General features: G+C 72.0%; 20 protein-coding genes. 9 read left to right on the plus strand and 11 right to left on the minus strand.

The window, feature by feature from the left end:
* Nucleotides 1-113 precede the first annotated feature (113 nt).
* Both ACIGQF_RS32735 and ACIGQF_RS32740 read right to left on the minus strand, forming a co-directional pair.
* Nucleotides 114-722 (minus strand): DNA-3-methyladenine glycosylase I, encoded by a 609-nt coding sequence (locus ACIGQF_RS32735; protein ID WP_399717891.1) that lies wholly within the window; start codon nucleotides 720-722, stop codon nucleotides 114-116.
* The gene (locus ACIGQF_RS32740) at nucleotides 719-1,171 is read right to left on the minus strand and encodes a DivIVA domain-containing protein (protein ID WP_399717894.1); all 453 of its coding nucleotides are present in this window, start codon (nucleotides 1,169-1,171) and stop codon (nucleotides 719-721) included. The genes ACIGQF_RS32735 and ACIGQF_RS32740 overlap by 4 nt, the downstream gene beginning before the upstream one ends.
* Nucleotides 1,172-1,533: 362 nt before the next feature.
* Here ACIGQF_RS32740 and folP point away from each other — a divergent pair, with 362 nt between their 5' ends.
* Nucleotides 1,534-2,394 carry a dihydropteroate synthase gene (gene folP, locus ACIGQF_RS32745; protein ID WP_399717897.1) on the plus strand — a complete coding sequence of 287 codons (861 nt, stop codon included), beginning with the start codon at nucleotides 1,534-1,536 and terminating at the stop codon, nucleotides 2,392-2,394.
* Nucleotides 2,395-2,438: 44 nt separating this feature from the next.
* Here the strand turns inward: folP and ACIGQF_RS32750 are convergent, their stop codons facing one another.
* Together ACIGQF_RS32750 and dapE are read right to left on the minus strand one after the other, a co-directional pair.
* Nucleotides 2,439-3,218 carry a TIGR00730 family Rossman fold protein gene (locus ACIGQF_RS32750; RefSeq protein ID WP_399717899.1) on the minus strand — a complete coding sequence of 260 codons (780 nt, stop codon included), beginning with the start codon at nucleotides 3,216-3,218 and terminating at the stop codon, nucleotides 2,439-2,441.
* Nucleotides 3,219-3,427: 209 nt separating this feature from the next.
* A complete protein-coding gene (dapE, locus tag ACIGQF_RS32755; protein WP_399717903.1) occupies nucleotides 3,428-4,519 on the minus strand; it encodes a succinyl-diaminopimelate desuccinylase in 1,092 nt (363 codons plus the stop codon).
* Nucleotides 4,520-4,622: 103 nt separating this feature from the next.
* Between dapE and ACIGQF_RS32760 the strand changes: the two genes are divergently transcribed.
* Together ACIGQF_RS32760 and ACIGQF_RS32765 are read left to right on the plus strand one after the other, a co-directional pair.
* Nucleotides 4,623-5,540 carry a heavy metal transporter gene (locus ACIGQF_RS32760; RefSeq protein ID WP_399717906.1) on the plus strand — a complete coding sequence of 306 codons (918 nt, stop codon included), beginning with the start codon at nucleotides 4,623-4,625 and terminating at the stop codon, nucleotides 5,538-5,540.
* A 324-nt stretch (nucleotides 5,541-5,864) separates the two neighbouring features.
* Nucleotides 5,865-6,362: an ATP-binding protein gene (locus ACIGQF_RS32765; RefSeq protein ID WP_399717909.1), complete on the plus strand. Its 498-nt coding sequence runs from the start codon at nucleotides 5,865-5,867 to the stop codon at nucleotides 6,360-6,362.
* Between the two features lie 69 nt (nucleotides 6,363-6,431).
* Here the strand turns inward: ACIGQF_RS32765 and dapC are convergent, their stop codons facing one another.
* Together dapC and fdxA are read right to left on the minus strand one after the other, a co-directional pair.
* Nucleotides 6,432-7,529 (minus strand): succinyldiaminopimelate transaminase, encoded by a 1,098-nt coding sequence (dapC, locus tag ACIGQF_RS32770; protein ID WP_399717911.1) that lies wholly within the window; start codon nucleotides 7,527-7,529, stop codon nucleotides 6,432-6,434.
* Between the two features lie 86 nt (nucleotides 7,530-7,615).
* Entirely contained in the window at nucleotides 7,616-7,936 is a 321-nt protein-coding gene (gene fdxA, locus ACIGQF_RS32775) for a ferredoxin (RefSeq protein ID WP_030264070.1), read from the minus strand.
* Between the two features lie 143 nt (nucleotides 7,937-8,079).
* Here fdxA and ACIGQF_RS32780 point away from each other — a divergent pair, with 143 nt between their 5' ends.
* Complete coding sequence (locus ACIGQF_RS32780) at nucleotides 8,080-9,135, plus strand: GNAT family N-acetyltransferase (RefSeq protein ID WP_399717915.1); 1,056 nt, start codon at nucleotides 8,080-8,082, stop codon at nucleotides 9,133-9,135.
* Nucleotides 9,136-9,152: 17 nt separating this feature from the next.
* On the plus strand, nucleotides 9,153-10,019 hold the full coding sequence (locus ACIGQF_RS32785) for a transglutaminase-like domain-containing protein (RefSeq protein WP_399717917.1): 867 nt from the start codon (nucleotides 9,153-9,155) through the stop codon (nucleotides 10,017-10,019).
* Here the strand turns inward: ACIGQF_RS32785 and ACIGQF_RS32790 are convergent.
* From ACIGQF_RS32790 to ACIGQF_RS32810, 5 genes are all read right to left on the minus strand, one after another.
* On the minus strand, nucleotides 10,012-11,196 hold the full coding sequence (locus ACIGQF_RS32790; protein WP_399717919.1) for a PP2C family protein-serine/threonine phosphatase: 1,185 nt from the start codon (nucleotides 11,194-11,196) through the stop codon (nucleotides 10,012-10,014). The genes ACIGQF_RS32785 and ACIGQF_RS32790 overlap by 8 nt on opposite strands.
* Before the next feature lie 448 nt (nucleotides 11,197-11,644).
* Nucleotides 11,645-13,738 (minus strand): hypothetical protein, encoded by a 2,094-nt coding sequence (locus ACIGQF_RS32795; protein WP_399717921.1) that lies wholly within the window; start codon nucleotides 13,736-13,738, stop codon nucleotides 11,645-11,647.
* Between the two features lie 165 nt (nucleotides 13,739-13,903).
* Nucleotides 13,904-14,368 carry a DUF6113 family protein gene (locus ACIGQF_RS32800; RefSeq protein ID WP_399717924.1) on the minus strand — a complete coding sequence of 155 codons (465 nt, stop codon included), beginning with the start codon at nucleotides 14,366-14,368 and terminating at the stop codon, nucleotides 13,904-13,906.
* The gene (gene mshB, locus ACIGQF_RS32805) at nucleotides 14,365-15,300 is read right to left on the minus strand and encodes an N-acetyl-1-D-myo-inositol-2-amino-2-deoxy-alpha-D-glucopyranoside deacetylase (RefSeq protein ID WP_399717927.1); all 936 of its coding nucleotides are present in this window, start codon (nucleotides 15,298-15,300) and stop codon (nucleotides 14,365-14,367) included. The genes ACIGQF_RS32800 and mshB overlap by 4 nt, the downstream gene beginning before the upstream one ends.
* Nucleotides 15,301-15,447: 147 nt before the next feature.
* A complete protein-coding gene (locus ACIGQF_RS32810) occupies nucleotides 15,448-15,642 on the minus strand; it encodes a hypothetical protein (protein WP_052867828.1) in 195 nt (64 codons plus the stop codon).
* Between the two features lie 207 nt (nucleotides 15,643-15,849).
* Here ACIGQF_RS32810 and ACIGQF_RS32815 point away from each other — a divergent pair, with 207 nt between their 5' ends.
* The 4 genes from ACIGQF_RS32815 (at nucleotide 15,850) to ACIGQF_RS32830 (ending at nucleotide 22,449) form a co-directional block, all read left to right on the plus strand.
* A complete protein-coding gene (locus ACIGQF_RS32815) occupies nucleotides 15,850-18,021 on the plus strand; it encodes a prolyl oligopeptidase family serine peptidase (protein WP_399717930.1) in 2,172 nt (723 codons plus the stop codon).
* 415 nt (nucleotides 18,022-18,436) lie between these two features.
* On the plus strand, nucleotides 18,437-19,468 hold the full coding sequence (locus ACIGQF_RS32820) for an ABC transporter permease (RefSeq protein ID WP_399717932.1): 1,032 nt from the start codon (nucleotides 18,437-18,439) through the stop codon (nucleotides 19,466-19,468).
* A gap of 89 nt (nucleotides 19,469-19,557) precedes the next feature.
* The gene (locus tag ACIGQF_RS32825; RefSeq protein WP_399717935.1) at nucleotides 19,558-21,357 is read left to right on the plus strand and encodes an ABC transporter substrate-binding protein; all 1,800 of its coding nucleotides are present in this window, start codon (nucleotides 19,558-19,560) and stop codon (nucleotides 21,355-21,357) included.
* A 114-nt stretch (nucleotides 21,358-21,471) separates the two neighbouring features.
* Nucleotides 21,472-22,449, plus strand: a complete 978-nt coding sequence (locus ACIGQF_RS32830; protein WP_399717937.1) for an ABC transporter permease — start codon at nucleotides 21,472-21,474, stop codon at nucleotides 22,447-22,449.
* Nucleotides 22,450-22,455: the final 6 nt, after the last annotated feature.

Raw genomic sequence — 22,455 nt, forward strand, 5'->3', positions numbered from 1 at the left:
CATTTTTCTACGGAAAACCCCAGCTCAGAGCACGTTTTTCCTGCGCGCGGCGGGGGGGGGGGGGGGGGGGGGGGGGGGGGGGGGGGGGCCCGGGGCGCCCCCCCCACGGGGGCTCACGCCGCCGCTGCCGCCTCCGTGGCCGCACGGGCGTGGCAGCCGGCGAGGTGGTCGTTGACCAGCCCGCAGGCCTGCATCATGGCGTACGCCGTCGTCGGGCCGACGAACCGGAAACCGCGCTTCTTGAGGTCCTTGGCGAGCGCGGTCGACTCCGGGGTGACCGCCGGGACGTCGGCGCCGCTGCGGGGCGCCGGGCGGTCCGCGCGGTCCGGGGCGTAGGACCAGATCAGGGCATCCAGCTCGCCCGGCGCGAGCTGCGCCGCGAGCCGGGCGTTGGCAAGCGTGGCGGAGATCTTCAGGCGGTTGCGGATGATGCCGGGGTCGGCCAGGAGCCGGGCCGCGTCCTCGTCGGTGAACCGCGCGACCTCGGCGATTCTGAAATTCGCGAAGGCGGCGCGGAACCCCTCGCGGCGGCGCAGGATGGTGATCCACGACAGCCCCGACTGGAACGCCTCCAGGGACATCCGCTCGAAGAGGGCGTCGTCCCCGTGCACGGGGCGGCCCCACTCGGTGTCGTGGTACGCGCGGTAGTCCGCCATCGACTCGGCCGTCATGCCCCAGGGGCAGCGCGGCAGGCCGTCCTGCGCGGTCTCGACGCCGCTCATGCGGTCTCACCGTCCTCGGGGGTCTCGTTCGGGCCCGCGGCCTTCCGCAGGCCGGGGGTCTCGTCCGGCGCCGGGCCCGGCGCCGCGGGGTGCGCGTCCGGGGTCCCGGGGCGCGCGTCCGTCACCATTCCCCGGCCGCCGCCCATGGCCGCGGCGTTCGCCCCCGCCAGGGCGGCCTCCAGCTCGGCGATCCGGGCGTCCCGCTCGGCCAGCTCGGCGCCGAGGCGGTCCAGGACGTCGTCCACGTCGTTCATGCGGTAGCCGCGGAGCGCCGGCGGCAGCCGTACCTCCTCCACGTCCGCCCGGGTGCACGGGCGGTCGGCGGGCAGCGGATCGTACAGCCGCTCGGGCTCCGCCTCCCGCAGCGCGCCGCCGTCACCGCCGCCGACCACGGCGAGCGTGACCACGGCGACCACCGCGACCAACGCGATGAGCAAGAACCAGAACACGACCATCTCCCCACGCTCTCCGTCGTCCATTGATCGTGCCATGTGCCGCTGACAGTTAAGGTCGCTTGGTCCTGTCGTGGGGGGGGGGGGCCCCCCCCGCCGGGGGGGGGGGGGGGGGGCCCCCCCGGCCCCCCCCCCCCCCCCCCCCGGGGGGGGGGGGTGTGGGGGGGGGGGGGGGGGTTGGGGGGGCGGCGGGGGGGGGGGGGGGGGGGGGGGGGGGGGGGGGGGGGGGGGGGGGGGGGGGGGGTTTTTTGGGGGGGGGGGGGGGGGGGGGGGGGGGGGGGGGGCGGGGCCCGCCGCCGCCCCCCCCCCCCCCCCCCCCCCCCCCCCCCCGGCCCGGAACCACGAAGAGGGAGTAGGTAATGCTGCGGCTGGGGAATCGCGAGTTCGGCGCGCACGAGCCGGTGATCATGGCGATCGTGAACCGGACGCCGGACTCCTTCTACGACCAGGGCGCCACCTTCCGGGACGAGCCGGCGCTCGCCCGCGTGGAGCAGGCGGTCGCGGAGGGCGCGGCGATCATCGACATCGGCGGGGTCAAGGCCGGCCCGGGCGAGGAGGTCACCGCCGAGGAGGAGGCGCGGCGCACGGTCGGCTTCGTGGCCGAGGTCCGCAGGCGCCACCCGGACGTGGTGATCAGCGTGGACACCTGGCGGCACGAGGTCGGCGAGGCGGTCTGCGAGGCCGGTGCCGACGTGCTCAACGACGCCTGGGGCGGCGTGGACCCGAAGCTCGCCGAGGTCGCGGCCCAGTACGGCGCGGGTCTGGTGTGCACGCACGCGGGCGGCGTCGAGCCGCGCACCCGGCCGCACCGGACCACGTACGAGGGCGTGATGGCCGACATCCTGGACGTCACGCTCGGGCTCGCGGAGCGCGCCGTGGAGCTGGGCGTACGGCGGGACGGGATCATGATCGACCCGGGGCACGACTTCGGGAAGAACACCCGGCACAGCCTGGAGGCCACCCGCCGGCTCGGCGAGATGACGGCCACCGGGTGGCCGGTGCTGGTGTCGCTGTCCAACAAGGACTTCGTGGGCGAGACGCTGGACAAGCCGGTCAAGGAGCGGGTGCTGGGCACTCTCGCCACGACCGCGGTCTCGGCGTGGCTGGGCGCCCGGGTCTACCGCGTCCACGAGGTCGCCGAGACCCGGCAGGTGCTGGACATGGTCGCCTCGATCGCCGGGCACCGGCCCCCGGCGGCGACCCGCCGCGGCCTGGCCTGAGCCGGGCCGGGCGGCCCCCGTTCCTCCGGGGGCCGCGAGGTGCCTCACCGGGAGGGCCCGGGGCCCACTTCCTTCGTGACCAGCGCGACCGCCTCGTCCACGTCGTCGCTGAGGTGGAAGAGGTCCAGGTCGCGGGTCGAGGCCTTGCCCTGGGCGATGAGGGTGTGGCGCAGCCAGTCCACCAGGCCGCCCCAGTACTCCGTGCCGAAGAGCACGATGGGGAAGCGGGTGACCTTGCGGGTCTGCACGAGGGTGAGCGCCTCGAAGAGCTCGTCGAGCGTGCCGAGGCCGCCGGGCAGCACCACGAAGCCGCGGGCGTACTTCACAAAACACGTCTTGCGGACGAAGAAGTACCGGAAGTCCACGCCGAGGTTGACGTACTCGTTCATGCCCTGTTCGAAAGGCAGCTCGATGCCGAGCCCGACGGACGTGCCGCCCGCTTCGTGGGCGCCCTTGTTCGCCGCCTCCATGGCGCCGGGCCCGCCGCCGGTGATGACCGAGAAGCCCGCTTCCACGAGCGCCCGGCCCAGGCCGACGCCCGCCTGGTACTCGGACGAGTCGCGGGGCGTACGGGCCGAGCCGAAGACACTGATCGCCGGACCCAGCTCGGCCAGCGCGCCGAAGCCCTCGACGAACTCCGACTGGATGCGCATCACGCGCCAGGGGTCGGTGTGCACCCACTCGGAGGGGCCCTCGGAGTCCAGCAGTCGCTGGTCGGTGGTGCCTGCTCGCACCTGGTCGCGGCGGCGCAGTACCGGGCCGAGTCGCTGCTGATCGCGCTCGGCTGCCATGGTCTCGCGCTCGGCTGCCTCAGGATCGGCCATGGTGTGCTCCCTCCGCAGGGTCCCCCGCCGGGGCGGGAGACAGATCGTTGCCGGTAAAGCGTATGTGCACAAAGGTGACGAGCAACGGAATTCGGTCTGACGGCGGCCCCGGCCGCCGCGCAGCGCTCCGGTGAACCTCTACCCGCGCAGACCACCCGAGATCACCGGAACCCCGGTCACCACATTTCCGCTGCCCGCAGGGCGTCGTTTCAGGCGTCCAGCCAGGCCCGCAACCGCTCCTCGCAGCGGACGACGTCGGCGGCGACGACGTTCTCGTCCCGCTTGTGGGCCAACAGTGCGTTCCCCGGACCGTAGTTGACCGCCGGGACGCCGAGCGCGGAGAAGCGCGAGACGTCGGTCCAGCCGAACTTGGGCATCGGCGTGCCGCCGACCGCCTCGATGAACGCCTTGGCAGCGGGGTGCGAGAGGCCGGGCAGCGCCGCGGTGGAGTGGTCGTCGATCGTCCACGCGTCGATCTCGCAGCCGGCGAAGACCTCGCGCACGTGGGCGAGCGCCTCCTCGCCGCTGCGGTCGGGCGCGTACCGGAAGTTCACGGTGACCGTGCACTCGTCGGGGATCACGTTGCCCGCGACGCCGCCCTCGATGCGTACGGCGTTCAGGCCCTCGCGGTACTCCAGCCCGTCGATGACGACGCGGCGCGGCTCGTACGCGGCCAGCCGCTCCAGGATCGGGGCCGCGGTGTGGATGGCGTTGGACCCCATCCAGCTGCGTGCGGAGTGCGCCCGCTCACCCGTGGTGCGCAGCAGGACGCGCAGGGTGCCCTGGCAGCCGCCCTCGACCTGATTGCCGGACGGCTCCAGGAGAACGGCGAAGTCGCCGGCCAGCCAGTCGGGGTGCTCCTCCGCGATCCGCTTCAGGCCGTTGTACTCGGCGGCGATCTCCTCGGCCTCGTAGAAGACGAAGGTGAGGTCGCGGTTGGGCTCGGGCACGGTGGCGGCGATGCGCAGCTGCACGGCGACGCCGGACTTCATGTCGGAGGTGCCGCAGCCCCACAGGACGCCGTTCTCGTCGAGCCGGGAGGGCACGTTGTCCGCGATGGGCACGGTGTCGAGGTGGCCGGCGAGGACGACCCGCTCGGCGTGCCCGAAGTCGGTGCGCGCCACGATGGTGTCGCCGTCGCGGTCCACGGTCAGGTGCGGGAGCGCGCGCAGGGCCGTCTCGACGGCGTCCGCGAGGACTTTCTCGTCCCGGCTGACGGACGGGATGTCCACCAGCGCCGCGGTCAGCTGTGCGGCGTCGAGCGACAGGTCGAGTGCGGGAGTCTGCGCGGGGCGTTCCATGGTCCCGACCCTACCGGTCGCCGGATGCCCCTCTCCTGCCCGACGCTGTCCGTTCACCGAGGTCCGGCGGGGCGCGTCACCGCACTCCAGTACCGTATGGCGCGTGCTTCGCCGTCCCCAGCGTGCCTCCGTCCGCCGCAAGCGCCTCATACGCGTGTTCGCGGCCCTCGTCGTGCTGCTCGGACTCGCGGGCTACCTCGTCGTGCAGTACGTGACCGGTGGCCCCGGGGCCCCGCGCTGCACGGTGCAGCCCGAGGGCGGCGGCGAGCCGTACGAGCTCTCCCCGGAGCAGGCGGCGAACGCCGCGACGATCTCCGCGGTGGGTGCCTCGCGCGAGCTGCCCGAGCGGGCGGTGACCATCGCGCTGGCGACCGCCATGCAGGAGTCCGGGCTGCGCAACATCGATTACGGCGACCGGGACTCGGTGGGCCTCTTCCAGCAGCGGCCCTCCCAGGACTGGGGCACGGCCGAGGAGATCATGGACCCGGTCTACGCGTCCGGGGAGTTCTACAAGCACCTGGTGCAGGTTCCCGGGTACTCCCGGCTGCCGTTGACCGTCGCGGCCCAGAAGGTGCAGCGCAGCGCCTATCCGCAGGCGTACGCCAAGCACGAGACGAACGCGGCGGTGCTGACCGGCGCGCTGACCGGGCGGGCGCCGGCTGCGCTCAGCTGTGTGGAGAGCCGGCCGGCGGAGAACGCGCCGGGCGGCACCGCGCAGGTGCGCGAGAAGCTGGTGCGGGAGTTCGGGCCCGGGGTGCTGCCGCGGACCACGGCGGCCACGCGTACGGCCGCGCGGACGCTCACGGTGCCGGTGACGGCCGTCGCGGGCATGGCGGCGGACCAGCGGGGCTGGCAGCTGGCGACCTGGGCGGTGGCACACGCGTCGGAGTTGCGCATCGAACGCATCTCTTACGGCGATCGCCGGTGGACCGCCGAGGATTCCGGGAATGGCTGGCAGAAGGTGACCGGCGATTCCGGCCGCACGCGCCCGACGGATGTTCGGATCACGACCGCGCGTTAGTCCGGGCATTCCCTCGGCAGTGGGAATGGCGTCAATCCACGTCGACAATTCACGGCGCTTTCCTCACCCCTGCCGCACCTCCTTAACTTCCTTGGCGCATATGGGGCGTGACGTTCTTTCACTTCCTCCGGACGTACGAATTTCACCCACTTTCATCCGAAGCAGATAATGCGACGCGTTACCAATTCTTTACCGGGGCGCACCGCAACCTTCGGGGCTCTGGCGCGGTATTCACTGCGTCCGCCCGGCAGTCGACTGCCGCCGCCCGGCGGGCACCGTACGTCTGCACAGAAGAAACAAGTCCCTCTCCGTCAAAGGAGCACCATGTCCCTCCCCCTTACGCGTCGGATCGCCCGGGCCGCGCTGCTGGTCGCAGCGGGCGCGGCTCCCGTGGTCGGTGCCGCCGGCTCCGCGAGCGCCATTGACCTGCCCAAGGCCGCCGACCTGGGTGGACTGACCAAGGTGGACCCGTCGAGCGTCACCGAGACCGCCGGCAACGCCCTGGAGAACACCAGCGCGGTGGCCGGCCCGGTCGCCGGTGAGGCCGTGAAGGAGGCCGTCCCGGAGGCCGGCCGCACCGGCAACGAGACGCTGCAGAAGCTCGCCCCCACCGCCAAGAAGACCACCGGTCACGTCACGGGTGACACCAAGGACGCCGTCGGCGACACCACCCGTGCGCTGCCCACCGAGGGACTCACCAAGGACCTGCCGCTGGCCAAGGAGCTCCCCGCCGGCCAGCTGCTCGCGGGTCTGCCCGTGACCAAGGGCCTGCCGACGGACGGCCTGCCGGTCGCCGGCGTGCTCGGCGCTCTGGGCGGCTGACGCCACCACCGGACACACGAAGGGCCCCGGGAGCATCGGCTCCCGGGGCCCTTCGGCCGTGTCCGGCGCTCAGTCGGCGAGCCGGCGGACCGCCGCGTCCACCCGCTCGTCGGTGGCCGTGAAGGCGATCCGTACGAACCGCTCCCCCGCCGTGCCGTAGAAGTCGCCCGGCGCGACGAGGATGCCGCGCTTGGAGAGATCGCCGACGGTGTCCCAGCAGGGCTCGTCGCGGGTCGCCCAGAGGTACAGCGACGCCTCGCTGTGCTCGATGCGGAAGCCCGCCGCCTCGAAGGCGGTGCGCAGGGCCGTGCGCCGGCGGGCGTAGCGCTCCCGCTGCTCGGCCACGTGCGCGTCGTCGCCCAGCGCCGCGACGGTGGCGGCCTGGACGGGCGCGGGGATCATCATGCCGCCGTGCTTGCGGATCTGGAGCAGCTCGCCGAGCACCGCGGCGTCGCCCGCGATGAAGGCCGCGCGGTAGCCGGCCAGGTTGGAGCGCTTGGAGAGCGAGTGGACGGCGACGATCCCGTCGTACGAACCGCCGTTGACCTCCGGGTGCAGGACGGAGACCGGGTCGGCCTCCCAGCCCAGCTCCAGGTAGCACTCGTCGCTGAACACGAGGATGCCGTGCTCACGGGCCCAGGCGACCGTACGGCGCAGGTCCTCGGCGCTCAGCACGCGGCCGGTGGGGTTGGACGGCGAGTTGAGCCACAGCAGCTTCAGGCCTGCCGGGTCCAGCTCCCACGGGGTGTCGTAGACGACCGGTTCGGCGCCCGCGAGCCGCGCGCCGACCTCGTAGGTCGGGTACGCCAGGCGCGGGTGGGCCACCTTGTCGCCCGCGCCGAGGCCGAGCTGGGTCGGCAGCCAGGCGACCAGTTCCTTGGAGCCGACGACCGGCAGCACGTTCTCGTGCGCGAGGTCCGTGGCGCCGAGGCGGTGGCCCGCCCAGCCGGTGAGCGCGTCGCGCAGCGCGGGCGTGCCCCACACGGTCGGATAGCCCGGGCTGTCCGACGCGTCGGCGAGCGCCTTCTGGATCAGCGCCGGCACCGGGTCGACCGGGGTCCCCACGGACAGGTCCACGATGCCGTCGGCATGCGCGGCGGCCGTCGCCTTGTAGGGCTCCAGCCGGTCCCAGGGAAAGACGGGGAGGCGTGCGGATACTGCGCCCACGTTGCTCTTCTTTCGTGCGTGTCGGGAAACGCCGCGGTCCCGTACGGCGGTGACGGCCGTACGGGACCGGAGGCTGCGGCCTGCCGTTACTGGTTCTGCGGCGGCAGGGCGGCGATGAAGGGGTGGTCCTTCTCGATCAGGCCCAGCTTCGACGCACCACCGGGCGAACCGAGCTCGTCGAAGAACTCGACGTTCGCCTTGTAGTAGTCCTTCCACTCCTCAGGGGTGTCATCTTCGTAGAAGATGGCCTCGACCGGGCAGACCGGCTCACAGGCACCACAGTCGACGCATTCGTCCGGGTGGATGTACAAGGACCGGGAGCCCTCGTAGATGCAGTCGACCGGGCACTCCTCGATGCACGCCTTGTCCTTGACGTCGACACAAGGCTGCGCGATGACGTAGGTCACGCTGTCGTTCCTCCTCGTTAGGGCCGGCGGACCGTCTCGTTCGGGCGGCCGCCTCAGGGCGCGCGGGAGCGCGGCGTCGTCGATGCCCGCACCTAGTATCTCCGGTCCCGGGCACGAGACGAACAAGAGGGGCGGGCACAGCTGTGGAATTCACCACGGGCGGACGACTGGAGGTCGCCATCACCCCTGCTGACGTGGGGAAAAGGGTATCGGTCCGCAGGCTGACCAGGCCGGGTGAGTCCACGGAGCGATTCACTGACACGGTCGGTGTTCTCACATCGTGGGACGATGGTGTGCTGAGCATCACACGGCGGACCGGTGAAGAGGTACGGATCATGGCAAGCTCGCTGGTCGCGGGCAAGGTCGTGCCCACCCGTCGCCCGACCACCGCCCCTGATGGAGCTTCGCGCCCCCTCCGGATGGCACCGGCCCGCAGGAGAGGCCCGGCGACGAGCGTCCGGGAGCTCACGGAGGTGGCCGCGCGCGGCTGGCCGGCCGTCGAGACGGAGCGGCTCGGGGAGTGGACACTGCGGGCAAGCGCAGGATTCAGCCGGCGGGCCAATTCGGCGCTGCCGGTCGGCGATCCCGGGGCTCCCCTGGACGCCGCGCTGGACCGCGTCCGTGACTGGTACGCAGCGCGCGGTCTGCCCCCGTACGTCGTCGTCTCCACCGGCGCGGCCGGCAGCGACGAGGTGCTGGCCGCCGAGCTGGAGCGGCGCGGCTGGACGGCCGAGGGGCACGCCGTCGTACGGGTCGGAGCCCTGGCCCCGCTCGCCGACACCGACGCGGACACCGGCCGGGTGCGGCTGTCCCGGGAGCCGGACGACGGCTGGACGGCGCTGTACCACCGGAGCGCCGAGGCGCCGCCCGAGGCGGTGAAGGTCCTGGCCGGTGGGCCGTCCGTGTGGTTCGCGACCGTGCCGGGCGAGGGCGGGCCCGCCGCCATCGGGCGGGTGGTGATCGACGGCCGCTGGGCGGGGTTCGCGGCGCTGGAGGTGGCTCCGGCGCACCGCCGGCAGGGCCTGGCGACGCTGGTGATGGCCGCGCTCGCCCAGCGGGCGCTGGAGGAGGGCGCCTCGGCGGCGTACCTGCAGGTCGAGACGGACAACGACGCCGCCCGCGCGCTCTACGACGGCCTCGGCTTCACCGATCACCACCACTACCACTACCGACGCGCCCCGCAGGACGGCCCCCGCTGAACGGGTACGGACCAGACATGCATCCCGAGCACGATTCCGGCCGCGCCGCCCGGCGGCGGCAGTTCTCCGAGGCCGCCCGCGAGGAGCGGCCCGACCTCACGCTGCTGTGCCTGCTGCTGGCCGCCGAGGCCGACCCGGAGCTGACCGAACACGGCATCGACGCCGCGCAGATCGAGCTGGACCGGCTGGCCGGCCTGCTGCCGTTCCGCCCGGCGCGCGCCCACGGCGGCACCGACGACGCGCACGCCTGGGCCCGCAGCGTCTCCGGGCTGCTCGGCGCCCGTTGCGGCTTCCACGGCCTCCCCGCCGACTACCGGCGGCTGGAGTCCTCGCTGCTCCACGAGGTGCTGCGGCGCCGCCGCGGGCTGCCGATCCTGCTGTCGGTGGTGTGGACGGAGGTCGCGCGGCGGGCCGGCGCCCCGGTGTACGGCGTGGCGCTGCCCGGGCACTACGTCGTCGGATTCGGCGACCCGTACGGCGCGCACGTCCTGGTGGACCCGTTCGACGGCGGCCGGATCCTGTCCGACGAGGACGCCGGGCTGCTGGTGGCGGGCGCGACCGGGGAGCCGCTGACGCCGCAGATGCTGGCGCCCGCCGACCCCCTGGAGACCGTGCTGCGCATCCTGAACAACATCCGGGCCTGGGCGACGGCCCGCCCCGAGCGCAGCGACGTACGGCTGTGGGCGGTGGAGCTGTCGCTGCTGCTGCCCAGCCACCCGGCGCGGCTGCGGCACGAGCACGCCGAGGTGCTGGTGGAGCGGGGCGACTTCCTGCGCGGCGCCGCGGAGCTGGAGGAGTACGCGACGGTGCTGGAGGCGGTGGACCCGGAGGCCGCGGAAACGGTCCGCCGGCAGGCCGCTGCGGCCCGCGCGATGCTCAACTGACGGTACGGGGCCGGCTCGGGGAGGCGTCCGGCGCCGCCGGCGCGCGGTCCCCGGCGTGACTGCCGGCGGACAGCCCGGCGGCGGGCCGCAGCGGGGCGCTGTCCGGGCTGCGGCGGACGATCAGTACGGTCGCGTCGTCCTTCAGCCGGCCGCCGGTGAACTCCGTGAGGTCGGCGCGGAGGGCCGCGGCCAGCTCGGCCGGCGCCAGCCCGGTCCAGCCCTTCAGCCGCGCGCCGAGCGGGTAGAACGTGCCGTCCCGGCGCCGGGCCTCGGTCACGCCGTCCGTGCACAGCACGGCCCAGTCCTCGTCCAGCGGCCACGCATCGAAGGCCCGGCGCCGCTCGCCGGTCAGCTCGCCCAGGCCCAGCGGCAGCCACTGCCCCTCGTCCCGCTCGGTGACCCGGTCGCCGCGGACGACGTAGTAGGGAATGTGGCCGCAGGACAGCGAGCGGCCGTGGCCGTCGGGGCCGATCTCGATGAGCAGCGCGGTCACGAAGCGCTCCGTGCCGCCCTGCGCGACGGCGCGCGCGTTGTGGCGCTTGAGGGAGGCCTCCATGCGCATCGCCACGCCCTCCAGCGTCGCCTCGTAGTGCGCGGCCTCCCTGAAGGACGCCAGCGCCTCGTGGCCGGCGCCGATCGCGGGCATGCCCTTGCCCTGGACGTCGCCGATCACCAGGCGGGTGCCGTACGGCGTCTCGACCGCTTCGTAGATGTCGCCGCCGACCCGGGCGCCTTCCAGCGCCGAGACGTAGAAGCCGGCCACGGCGTACGCACCGGCGCGCAGCGGCAGCTCGTGCAGCATGGCCCGCTGGACCTCGTCGGCGACGAGCCGGGTGCGGTCGAACGCGTCGTCGCGCCGCCGCCGGTTGTGACACAGCAGCTGGGCGAAGGCGGCGACCACGAGGGTGCCGAGGAGCCCCACCAGTGAGCCCGACACCGTCCAGTCGGAGAAGTTCACGGAGTAGGTGACGGCGCTGGCCACGACGAAGGAGGCCGTCACCACCCCGGTCCAGCGCGCCGAGCAGCGCAGCGCGGCGAACATCGGCGCGACCCCGGCGAAGGAGATGAGGCGCACCTGGGGGCCGGTGACCACATCGGCCAACGCGATCAGCACGACAAGGGCGCTCAGCAGCAGCGCGCGCCGGCGGCCCGAATCCTGCAGTCGCGTGAAAGGCATGGCACTTCCAGCATGCGCACAGGTGCGGCGGTCCTGCAGGGGCGAAGGTCCCGTACGCGCCGGCCGGGGTCCGGTACGGCGGCGGTACCTCCGGCCCGCTACAGCCCGCCCTTGTCGCGGGCGGTGCGGGCGGCCTCGGCGCCGAGAAGGGCGACGGTCTCGCCCGAGTGCAGCTCCAGGGAGAGGGCGGAGACGGCGCGTACCTTGCCGTAGCTCTTGCTGACCCCGTGAAACCGACCACGGGCCGCCGGCCGGCCCGGTGACCGGTGTCGGCTGCGGTGGTTGCCGTGGTCGTCACGGCATCAAGCGTCGCCGCTCGGGCCCCGCGGCGGCAGTGCCGTGCGTCGTGGGAAGGGGATGACAGATGTCATGGGAGACGTACGGACGGACATGGGAAGCCCCGGCGGCCGGTGCCGCCGGGGCTTCCCATCGCTTCGTACGCCGCGGGTCAGTTCGGGTTCGTCGGGATGGTGACGACCCGCTGCGCCGGGGTGGTGCCGCGGAGCGCCTGGCCGACCGCGCCCGCGACCTCCTCCACGCTGACCGGCTTCTTGGAGCCGTCGCCCTTGGTGACCATGACGCCCTCGAACGTCTCGCCGTACAGGGCCTTCAGCGCCGACCGGTCGTAGTACTCGACCAGCTTGCCGTCGACGGGCCGCATCGAGACGAACTTCGGGATGGACTTCTCGGGGCTGAAGGACACCGTGTGCTCCGCGTCCGTCCGTACCGTGATCAGTCCGGACATCGCCGGTTTGGCGAACGTCTTCAGCGCCCGGTTCACCTCGGAGTCCGGGACCGTCGGCTGCTGCATGCTGGTCTTGAGCGCCACCGGCTGCCCGGCGCCGCCGGCGAGCCGGTCCTTGTACGCCTGCGTGACCTTCTGCTTGGCCGCGTCGACGTCGATCGACTTGTACGGCTTGCCGTAGTGCGGGACGGCCTTGCCGGCGACGAAGTCTATGCCGCCGTCCTTGGCCGCGCCCTGCTCGCCGGCCACCGACTTCAGCGCGATGTCCAGCTTCTCGTCGTCGACGATCATCGAGGGCTCGGCCGTACGGGCACCGCCGAACAGCGAGCCGATCACGGAGACCGGGTTGTAGTCGCGCCCCGCCGCGCCCCGGACGGTGGCCTGGGTGTCGATGTCCAGGCCCGCCTTGCCGGGAAGCAGGGTCTGCGGCTGCCCGTCGACGGTCAGCTTCAGCGGCGCGGTCCTGGTGTCCTTCAGCGCCGCGTCGAGCTTCTCGGTGGCCTGTTCCTTGGTCGTGCCGCCGATGTCCACGCCGAGCGCCGTGGTGCCGCCCGGTACGTCGGAGTGGTCCAGCAGCAGGCCCGCGCCGTAGGCCACGCCCGCGAGCACGACGACGCCGCCGAGCAGGAGGACGAGCTTGTTCCGGCCCTTCTTGGGCGGGTTGATCGGCTCGGGGATCTTCGCGCGCGGCTTGGGCTTCGGCGCGGCGGGCGCGTCCGGCGCGTCGGACTCCGCCGGCCCTGCCGCGTTCTGCGGGGCGGCCTGCCACGGCGCCGGGCCGTCGGCGGAGACCGTGGGGATGCCGCTGACGAGGGTGTCGCTGGAGGTGCGGCCGTCCGTACCGGCGACCGGGCCCACCGCGCCGGCCGGCGGCTGCGGGGTCAGTTCGGCGGTGTCGTCGCTCCTCGGCGGCGGGGTGGCACCACCGGTCAGCGCACCACCGGCGAACGGACCGCCGTGCGGCGCGCCACCGGTCTGCTCGCCGCCCGGCCGCTCGCCGGTGAGGCTGGCCGGCGGCAGCGTCTCGCCCGCCGCCAGCGCCTCCAGGCCGGAGCGCTGCCGGTCGCCGCCGGGGCCGGCCGGCGGGAAGGACAGGTCACCGGTGGCCGGGCCGGTCGTCGGACCCGAGGGTCCGGGCGCGCCGGGGGTGGCGCCGCCGGGGCCAGCCGGACCGCCGCCACCGGGCGCCGCGGGTCCGTCGGAGAAGTAGGGCAGGACGGAGTCCTGGCCCGGACCCTGCTGTGCCGGCCGGCCGCCGGGACCCGGACGCTGCCCGGCACCGGGGCCCTGACCGACGCCGGGGCCCTGGCCCTGGCCGCCACCGGCCGGAACGCCGCCGGCCGGGGTGCCGCCCTGAGGCGCGGCCTGGCCGCCCGCGGACCGCTTGGGCCTGCGCGGCGCGAACCAGTCGCTCGTGGCGGAGGAGCCCGCGGACTCCTTCTTCTCCTCGGGCGCGCTCTCGGCGGGCGCGGCGGGCGCCGCCTGCGGCCGGGGCCGCGGCGTGCTGCCGGTGCGCTCGGCACCGGCACGGCTGCCCGGCGCCCCGTCGGCGCCGTTCGCGGCGGTGTCCTCGCCGACCGGCTTGCGCACCACGACCGGCGGGATCGGCCGCGATCCCGGAATATTGATCTTGATGCGCGTGGTCAGCGTGGTCTCGGTCTTGGGCTCCTCCGACCGCGCTGCTACCGCCTCGTCGGCGTCGCCCTGGCGGGGCCCGTACGGCGGGGTACCCGAGGGGTAGGCGGCAGCGCCGCGCCCCTGGGGCCCGGAGGACGAACTCTCAGATTCACGACTCAAAGCAGGATCTCCCGGTTGGCTCCGCCGCTCGTCATCGACGTGCTTGGGCGGCTCGGCGGCGCGCACCACCATACTGTCCGGCGCGTGCGGGGTATCGGGGTGTGTGAGAACGCTCCCCGTACGGACGTCCGCACGCACCGCGGAACAACGGCCTCGGACGGCCCGTCACATGCCACGACGGGCCGCACCCAGGTTCGCAGAGCGGCCCATCGACGCCGTGGTGCAGATCACAGCGACGGCGATACCGCCCAGCAGGAAGGCGTACGCGCCGAGGCCCGCGCCGAAGACGAAGTCGCCTTCCGCGCGCGTCGTACTGAGGCCGATCACCGTGATCAGCCAGCCGGCGGCCGGGACCAGCGCCCCGACGACCGAGACGGCCGCCCGCGCGCCGCCGGTGAACAGCGCGGCGGCGCCCGCCAGCGCGAGCAGCAGCCCGCCGGGGAACCACGCCCCCTGCACCAGCGCGCCGGCCACCGCGGTCAGCGCACCCAGGACGAACAGCAGGACGTACAGCCCGGCCCTCAGCGCGCCGGCGGGCGCGGTCTCCGGCCGCGGCGCCGCCTCGGCGGCCTTCCCGGCGCCTCCGCCGGCCGCCCGGCTGCGCTTGCTCGCGTCGTCGTTGCCGCTCATCGCCGTGCCTCCGACCGCTCCGCCGCCGTCTCCGGCCCGTCCTGCGTCCGCACGCCGGCGAACAGGTCGTCCTCCCGCTCGCCGTCCTTCGCGCCGGACGTGCCGCGCACGAGACGGTAGTGCTCACCGCTGATCAGCGGCTGCCCGAGGTCGTTGGAGAGCGCGAAGAACGGGCCGTCGACCGAGATCTGGGTGACGTGCGCGCGCATCGCTGCGGCCTTGGCCGCGCTGTACTCCGGCGTGGCCGGGATCGAGGCCGTGACCTCCGCGTCCTCCACCACGCCCGGCACGTCGTCCACGTCGGCCACGCCGGGGAAGGACATTCCGGCGGCGCGCAACCGCTCGAAGCCCTCCTCGACCACAGAGCGCGGGTTGCAGTTCCAGTAGATCTTCTCGATCGTGTGGGGCGCGCCCAGCTCCGGCCGGAAGGCGGGGTCGGCGGACAGATCGGCCGCGCGCATCGCGACCCGGTGGGCCTGGATGTGGTCGGGGTGGCCGTACCCGCCGTCCGGGTCGTAGGTGACCAGGACCTGCGGGCGGACCTCGCGGACGACCTCGACCAGGTCACCGGCGGCCGCTTCCAGGTCGGCCTGCCAGAAGGCGTCCGGGCGATCGTTCTGCGGCGCGCCCATCATCCCGGAGTCGCGGTAGCGGCCCGGGGCGCCGAGCCGGCGGTGGTCGGTGACGCCCAGCTCCGCCATGGCCGCGGCCAGTTCGCCGCTGCGGTACGGGCCGAGCACGTCGTCCTTGTCGGCGGCCAGATGGGCGAGATCGGCGGGGATCACCTCGCCCTCCTCACCCAGCGTGCAGGTCACCAGGGTGACGAGGGCACCCTCGGCCGCGTATCTGGCCATGGTGGCGCCGTTGTTGATCGACTCGTCGTCGGGGTGCGCGTGCACCAGGAGCAGACGGCGGGCGGGAAGCTCGGACATGAGGACAGCGTACGAGTCCTGCTCGGGGCACGGAGAACCCGACCGGGTGATCCACCCGGTCGGGCGCTTCGTCCGCCCGTCACGGCCGGGCGGGTGGTGGAGCCACGGGCGCGGGCGGCCGTACCGCGCGGGCCCGTGGAGTCGAGGTCAGAACTTGATGCCGCCGATCATCCCCGCGACGTTGGTGGTGAACTCTCTGATGGTCGGCGCGATCGACGAGCTGGCGATGTAGAACCCCAGCAGTATGCAGACGACTGCATGGCCCGCCTTCAAGCCTGACTTCTTCACCAGCAGGAAGACGATGATCGCCAGCAGCACCACCGCCGAAATCGAGAGTGCCACGGCGGTCACCTCCAAGTACGCACGGACGGAACGGGATTGGGCGGGCAGGGCCCGGGCCGCTTTGGCCAATGGCTCCATACCCACACGCCTCAGCGATCATAACTATCGATCCGCGCGCATATGCCGGTGCACGGGTGCAGAGTGGGGGCGCACACGATCTTGACGAGTGCGGCTGCCGTGAGCCCCGGGGCCCTTACGCTCGACCGCATGACCGGACAGCTCTCATTTCCCCGGCAGCACGCGCGCACCCAGCGCTTCAGCCTGGGCGTACCGCGCGGCTTCAGCGTCTCGCCGGATGGTACGCGCGTCGCCTTCCTCCGCTCCCGATCAGGCACCGATCGGGCGAATCTGTTGTGGGTCCTTGACCTTGACGCCGGGCGCGAGTACGCCGCCGCCGACCCGGCGGAACTGCTGGGCGGCGCCGACGAGGAACTGTCCCCGGAGGAGAAGGCGCGCCGCGAGCGGACCCGGGAGGGCTCGGGTGGCGTGGTCGGGTACGCCACCGACGCGGCCGTGGAGCTGGCCGCCTTCCCGCTCTCCGGCCGGCTGTTCGTCTCCGAGCTGCGGGCCGGCACCTGCCGTGAACTGCCCGTGCCGGGGCCGGTGGTGGACCCCCGCCCGTCCCCGGACGGCCGGTACGTGGCGTATGTCGCGGAGGGCGCGCTGCGGGTCGTGCCCGTGGCGGGTGACGGCACGGCGGACGGCGACGGCGCGGCGCACGGCGACCGCGCGCTGGCGGCACCGGACGGGCCGAACGTCACCTGGGGCCTCGCGGAGTTCATCGCGGCCGAGGAGATGAGCCGGTACCGCGGCTTCTGGTGGTCCCCCGACAGCGAGCGGCTGCTGGCCGCGCGGGTCGACGACTCCCCCGTACGCCGCTGGTGGATCGCCGATCCGGCGCACCCGGACAAGGCACCCGCCGAGGTGGCCTACCCGGCCGCCGGCACCCCCAACGCCGAGGTCGGCCTCGCCCTGCTGGACCTGAGCGGGGAGCGCACGGACGTCGTATGGGACCGCGAGCGCTACCCCTACCTGGCCCGGGTGCACTGGTCGGCGGCCGGCCCGCCGCTGCTCCTGGTCCAGTCCCGTGACCAGCGGTCGCAGCGCTATCTGGCCGTCGACACCGAGACCGGCGCCACCCGCCTGGTGCACGCCGACGAGGACCCGGTGTGGGTCGAGCCGTACCCGGGCGTGCCGGCCTGGACGCCGGACCGGCGGCTGGTGCGGATCGCCGACGAGGGCGGTGCGCGCAAGCTCTTCGTCGGGGACCGGCCGCTGACGTCCGCGCCGCTGCACGTGCGCGCGGTGCTCGATATCGGCCAGGAAGATGTCCTGTTCTCGGCAAGCGCCGAGGAGCTGCACGATGTCGGGATCTACCGGGCCTGGTACCGGGGCAGCGGCGACCAGGGCGGCTGGGAGCGGGTGACGGAGCGCCCCTACGCCTCGTACTCCTCCGCGGTGCGGGTGGGCGAGACCGCGGTCGTGTCGCACATGAGCGCCGAGCGGCCCGGGGCGCGGGTGGAGGTGCTGCGGCTGGCCGCAGACGGCAAGGAGACCCGGCTCGCCGAGATCCCCTCGTACGCCGAGACGCCGGTGCTCACCGCCCGGCCGCGGTTCGTGACGGCGGGCGAGCGGGACATCCCCTGTGCCGTACTGCTGCCGACCGGTTACCAGGAGGAGGACGGGCCGCTGCCGGTCCTGATGGACCCGTACGGCGGTCCGCACGCCCAGCGGGTGCTCGCGGCCCACAACGTCTTCCTCACCTCGCAGTGGTTCGCCGACCAGGGCTTCGCCGTGGTGGTGGCGGACGGCCGGGGCACCCCGGGCCGCTCCCCCGCCTGGGAGAAGGCCATTTCGGGGCAGCTCGCCGACGTGGTGCTGGCGGACCAGGTCGACGCGCTGCACGCGCTGGCGGAACGGTTCCCGCTGGACCTGGAGCGGGTGGCCATCAGGGGCTGGTCGTTCGGCGGCTTCCTCGCCGGGCTGGCCGCGCTGCGCCGCCCGGACGTCTTCCACGCGGCGGTGGTGGGCGCGCCCGTCACCGACCAGCGGCTGTACGACACGCACTACACGGAGCGGTACCTGGGCCACCCGGCCGAGGACCCCGCGTCCTACGTGCGGAATTCACTGGTCACCGACGAGGGTCTGTCGGGCGCCGCCGAGCAGCACCGGCCGATGATGATCGTGCACGGGCTGGCGGACGACAACGTGGTGGTGGCGCATTCTCTGCGGTTCTCCTCCGCGCTGCTGGCCGCCGGCCGCCCGCACGAAGTACTGCCGCTGTCCGGCGTGACCCATATGACGCCGCAGGAACAGGTGGCCGAAAACCTGCTTCTTCTGCAAGTCGCATTCCTCAAGCGGAGCCTGGGTCTCTCCTAGTACCGGGAATCCCCGGCAGTCCCGCGTGGATATGTGCACGCGGACGTGCGGCGCGGCCGGACGAAAAACGACCGGCCGGGGAGACGTTCGGTCTCCCCGGCCGGTCCACGGCACCCGCACGGCCGTACGCTGTCCAGGATGGCGCGTTCGTATATCGGTACTGCGACGGCCAAGTGTCCTTCATGTTAAGGATGTTGGGGACGATATGTCGCCCATGCCGTACACCTTCCACACCTGTCAAGCACGCCCGGGCGTCAATCTGCGCAATCTTCGCTCAAGAAGCGAACAAGCTGGCTACGGTCGGTCCGCAGACTCTTGACTCCGCCGTAAATCACTTGCGAAAGTCCGCTCAACCAGCGGTGCGACTCTGTGCCGCTTCATGTTCCAAGAGAACTCGGCGCGGGGGCACTTCGCGATGACTAGTCCATCCCAGACCGCGGTTTCCAAGACCGACACCCCAGGACTTGGACCCGACGGGCTGAGCAAGGGAAAGGACCGCAAGGTCGGCGAATTGGTCGGCCGTTCGCCGGGCCAATTGATGTGGGCCAGGTTCAAGCGGGACCGCACCGGAGTGATCAGCGCCTATGTCGTGATCTTCTTCTTCGCCGTCGGCCTGCTGGCCCCGGTCATCTCCGCGCTGTACGGCAAGGACCCCTACACGCGGTACGGCATGCTCACGCCGGGCCTGCTGACCAACGGCTACCCGACCCAGCCCAACGGCGGCATCTCGGGCGACTTCTGGTTCGGCATCGAACCGACCCTGGGCCGCGACGTGTTCATGCAGCTCGTCTACGGCATCCGCACCACGCTCTTCACCGCGGTCGCGATCACCATCGCCTCGGTGCTCACCGCCATCGTGCTGGGCGTGGCGGCCGGCTACTTCGGCGGCAAGATCGACTACTTCATCGGCCGGGCCACCGACCTGCTGATGGCCTTCCCGAACCAGCTGTTCTTCGTCGCCTTCGTCCCCGTCGTGGCCGCCATCTTCGTGGCCCCCGAGGACGCCATGCCGACCTGGCTGCGCGCGACCATCCTGATCCTGGTGATGTGGTTCCTGGGCTGGATGAGCCTGGCCCGCCTGCTCCGCGGACAGGTGCTCTCGCTGAGGGAACGGGAGTTCATCGAGGCCGCGAAGGTCTCCGGCGCCTCACCGGCCCGCATCATCCGCCGCGAGCTGCTGCCGAACGTCGTGACGCCGATCCTGGTCCAGACGACGTACATGCTCCCGAACTTCGTGACGTCCATCGCGGGCCTGTCCTTCCTGGGCGTCGGCTACGTCGAGCCCACCCCGGACTGGGGCCGGATGTTCGCGAACGCCGCCGACTACTACCGCAACGACATCACGTACTTGTTCTTCCCGGGTGTGGCGATGGTCCTCTTCATCGTCGCCTTCAACCTGCTCGGGGATTCGGTCCGGGACGCTTTCGACCCGAAGCGGGCTCGATGAGATCCGTTCCATGGGGGGTGCTGCCACCCCGGCATCGCATGAGTCAGGCAGCAGCATCGGATCAACGACAGGCAGGTGCATTTACCGTCATGAGCAGCAACCGTACGCGCAGAACTCACGCCACCCTGGTCGCGCTGGCAGCCGGCGCCCTGGTCCTCACCGCGTGCAGCAGCGGCGCGGGCGCCGGCGGCGGGGACAACGCCAACGACCGTACCGGCGCCGAGGCGCAGCGCTCCCAGATCGCGTTCGGCGACGCCGCGGCGTCCAAGGGCAAGGCCGAGGAGGTGCCGGGCGCGCAGAAGGGCGGCACCCTCAAGGTCTACCAGCGCGACACCTTCTCGCACCTGGACCCGGCGCAGATCTACGTCAGCGACGAGGGCGCGCTCGCCACGCTGCTCTTCCGCAAGCTGACGTCGTACCACATGGACAACAAGGGCAAGTACACCATCGTCGGTGACCTCGCCACGGACAGCGGCCAGTCCTCCGACGGCGGCAAGACCTGGAAGTACACGCTCAAGGACAACGTGAAGTGGGAGGACGGCTCCCCGATCACGGCCAAGGACATCCGGCACACCTTCGAGCGGCAGTTCGCTCCGTTCATCACGGACGGCCCGTACTTCGTCCAGCAGTGGCTGGCGGACTCCACCGACTACCGCAAGCTCCTCAAGGACGGCCCGTACAAGGGCAAGCACCTCCCGGACAGCGTCCTCGAGACGCCGGACGACAAGACCATCGTCTTCCACTTCAAGACCCCGCACCCCGACCTGCCGTACGCCCTGGCGATGGCCGGCTACGCCGCGGTGCAGGAGAAGAAGGACACCAAGGAGAAGTACGACAAGGCCCCGCAGTCCTCGGGCCCGTACAAGATCAAGCCGGGGTCCTTCAAGTCCGGCAAGGGCATGACGCTGGTCAAGAACACCGAGTGGGACGCGAACACCGACAACTCGCGCCACCAGTACGTCGACAAGTTCGACATCCAGTTCGGTGTGTCCTTCCCGGACTCGACCCAGCGTCTGATCGCGGACAACGCCGACAACCAGAACGCGGTCAGCTTCAGCAACCAGGTCGACGCGGCCAGCATGCAGACCGTGACCAACGACCCCAAGGTCAAGAAGCGCTCGATCTCGGGTTACCAGCCCTACGTCGGCGTCATCAACTTCAACATGAAGCGGATCAAGGACAAGAAGGTGCGCGAGGCCCTCGCCTACGCGATGCCGACGCAGGCCGTCCTGGACGCGTACGGCACGCCGGGCGGCGGCGAGCTGGCGGGCAGCTACATCAGCCCGACGGTCACCGGCTACAAGGACATCGACCCCTACGGCAAGCTGAAGAAGCCGCTGGGCGACATCGAGAAGGCGAAGAAGCTCCTGAAGGAAGCCGGCAAGACCGGCATGAAGATCACCTTCGCCTACATGAACGCGCCGGAGCCGCAGAAGTACTCGGTCTCCATCGTCGACAACCTCAAGAAGGCCGGCTTCGACGTCCAGCCGAAGGACCTGCCCTCCGACACCTACTACGACGTGATCGGCAAGGTCGACAACAAGTTCGACATCTACGCCTCCGCGTGGGGCGCCGACTGGCCGAGTGCCTCGACCGTGCTGCCGCCCACCATGGACGGCCGGCAGATCCAGGACGGCTCGCCGAACTACTCGCACTACAACAACCCGGCCGTCAGCAAGGAGATGGACCGCATCTCCAAGATGTCGGACCAGGAGAAGGCGTCCGAGGAGTGGTTCAAGCTCAACGAGAAGATCCTCAAGGAGGACTTGCCGGCGATCCCGACCTTCTACTACAAGCAGATCCAGCTGCACGGTTCCAAGGTCGGCGGCGTCGTGAACAACGACATCATCAGCGGTGTCGACCCGACGAAGCTGTTCCTCAAGAAGTAACCGTGCCCTCGCGCCGGTAACCCTGGCGCCCGGTGTGCCCGTCCGGACCGGACGGGCACACCGCGCGGTCCCCACCCACCTCCTTCCGCTGCCCCACGAGAGCTGCGATCTGCCATGCTTCGTTTCCTCTTCCGCCGGTCCCTCGGCGCGATCGTGATCCTGCTGCTGATCAGCGCGTTCACCTTCTTCCTGTTCTTCGCAGCGCCACGGGATCCCGCGCTGCTGGCCTGCGGAAAGAACTGCACGCCGGACGCCGTCGCCCTGATTCACAAGAACCTCGGTCTGGACAAGCCGATCCCGGTTCAGTATTGGGACTTCATGTCCGGCATCGTGACCGGGCGCGACTTCGCCCAGGGACCCTGCCCGGCCCCCTGCTTCGGCTACTCGTTCGCCAACGGCGACCCCGTCTGGAACACCATCATCGACCGCTTCCCGACCACGATCTCGCTGACCATCGGCGCCGCCGCGGTCTTCCTGACGGTCGGCCTGGGCACCGGCATGCTCGCCGCCTGGAAGCAGGGCAAGCTGCTCGACAAGTTCTTCAGCTCCGCCTCACTGGTGCTGAGCTCGATGCAGATCTACTTCATCGGCCCGATCGTGCTGGCTCTGCTGGTGTACAACCTGGAGATCCTGGGGCAGCCCAAGTACGTGAACTTCACGGACAGTCCAGGGGCCTGGTTCATGGGCCTGCTGATCCCCTGGTGCGTGCTGTCGGTCATCTTCACCGCGCAGTACACCCGTATGGCGCGCTCCTCCATGATCGAGCAGTTGGCCGAGGAACACGTCCGTACCGCACGCGCCAAGGGCATGACGCGCGGCACGGTCTTCTTCCGGTACGCCTGGCGCGGCTCGCTCATCCCCATCGTCACCATCTTCGGCATCGACCTCGGCTCGCTCTTCGGCGGCGCGATGATCACGGAACAGACCTTCGCCCTCCCGGGCCTCGGCACCCTCGCGGTGCAGTCCGTGCAGAGGACCGACCTTCCCATGGTCATGGGCGTGATGCTGTTCGCGGCGACGTTCATCGTCCTCTTCAACATCATCGTCGACGCGGCCTACGCGTTCATCGACCCGCGCGTGCGCCTGTCCTAGGAGAAC

The sequence above is a fragment of the Streptomyces sp. NPDC053560 genome (assembly GCF_044544605.1).
Classification (GTDB): domain Bacteria; phylum Actinomycetota; class Actinomycetes; order Streptomycetales; family Streptomycetaceae; genus Streptomyces.

Excerpts from the sequence above, each read along its gene's own strand:
- ACIGQF_RS32735 (WP_399717891.1), bottom strand. The coding sequence starts at position 722 with ATGAGCGGCGTCGAGACCGCGCAGGACGGCCTGCCGCGCTGCCCCTGG.
- folP (WP_399717897.1), top strand. The coding sequence starts at position 1,534 with ATGCTGCGGCTGGGGAATCGCGAGTTCGGCGCGCACGAGCCGGTGATC.
- ACIGQF_RS32750 (WP_399717899.1), bottom strand. The coding sequence starts at position 3,218 with ATGGCCGATCCTGAGGCAGCCGAGCGCGAGACCATGGCAGCCGAGCGC.
- dapE (WP_399717903.1), bottom strand. The coding sequence starts at position 4,519 with ATGGAACGCCCCGCGCAGACTCCCGCACTCGACCTGTCGCTCGACGCC.
- ACIGQF_RS32765 (WP_399717909.1), top strand. The coding sequence starts at position 5,865 with ATGTCCCTCCCCCTTACGCGTCGGATCGCCCGGGCCGCGCTGCTGGTC.
- ACIGQF_RS32785 (WP_399717917.1), top strand. The coding sequence starts at position 9,153 with ATGCATCCCGAGCACGATTCCGGCCGCGCCGCCCGGCGGCGGCAGTTC.
- ACIGQF_RS32790 (WP_399717919.1), bottom strand. The coding sequence starts at position 11,196 with ATGCCTTTCACGCGACTGCAGGATTCGGGCCGCCGGCGCGCGCTGCTG.
- ACIGQF_RS32800 (WP_399717924.1), bottom strand. The coding sequence starts at position 14,368 with ATGAGCGGCAACGACGACGCGAGCAAGCGCAGCCGGGCGGCCGGCGGA.
- mshB (WP_399717927.1), bottom strand. The coding sequence starts at position 15,300 with ATGTCCGAGCTTCCCGCCCGCCGTCTGCTCCTGGTGCACGCGCACCCC.
- ACIGQF_RS32815 (WP_399717930.1), top strand. The coding sequence starts at position 15,850 with ATGACCGGACAGCTCTCATTTCCCCGGCAGCACGCGCGCACCCAGCGC.
- ACIGQF_RS32820 (WP_399717932.1), top strand. The coding sequence starts at position 18,437 with ATGACTAGTCCATCCCAGACCGCGGTTTCCAAGACCGACACCCCAGGA.
- ACIGQF_RS32825 (WP_399717935.1), top strand. The coding sequence starts at position 19,558 with ATGAGCAGCAACCGTACGCGCAGAACTCACGCCACCCTGGTCGCGCTG.
- ACIGQF_RS32830 (WP_399717937.1), top strand. The coding sequence starts at position 21,472 with ATGCTTCGTTTCCTCTTCCGCCGGTCCCTCGGCGCGATCGTGATCCTG.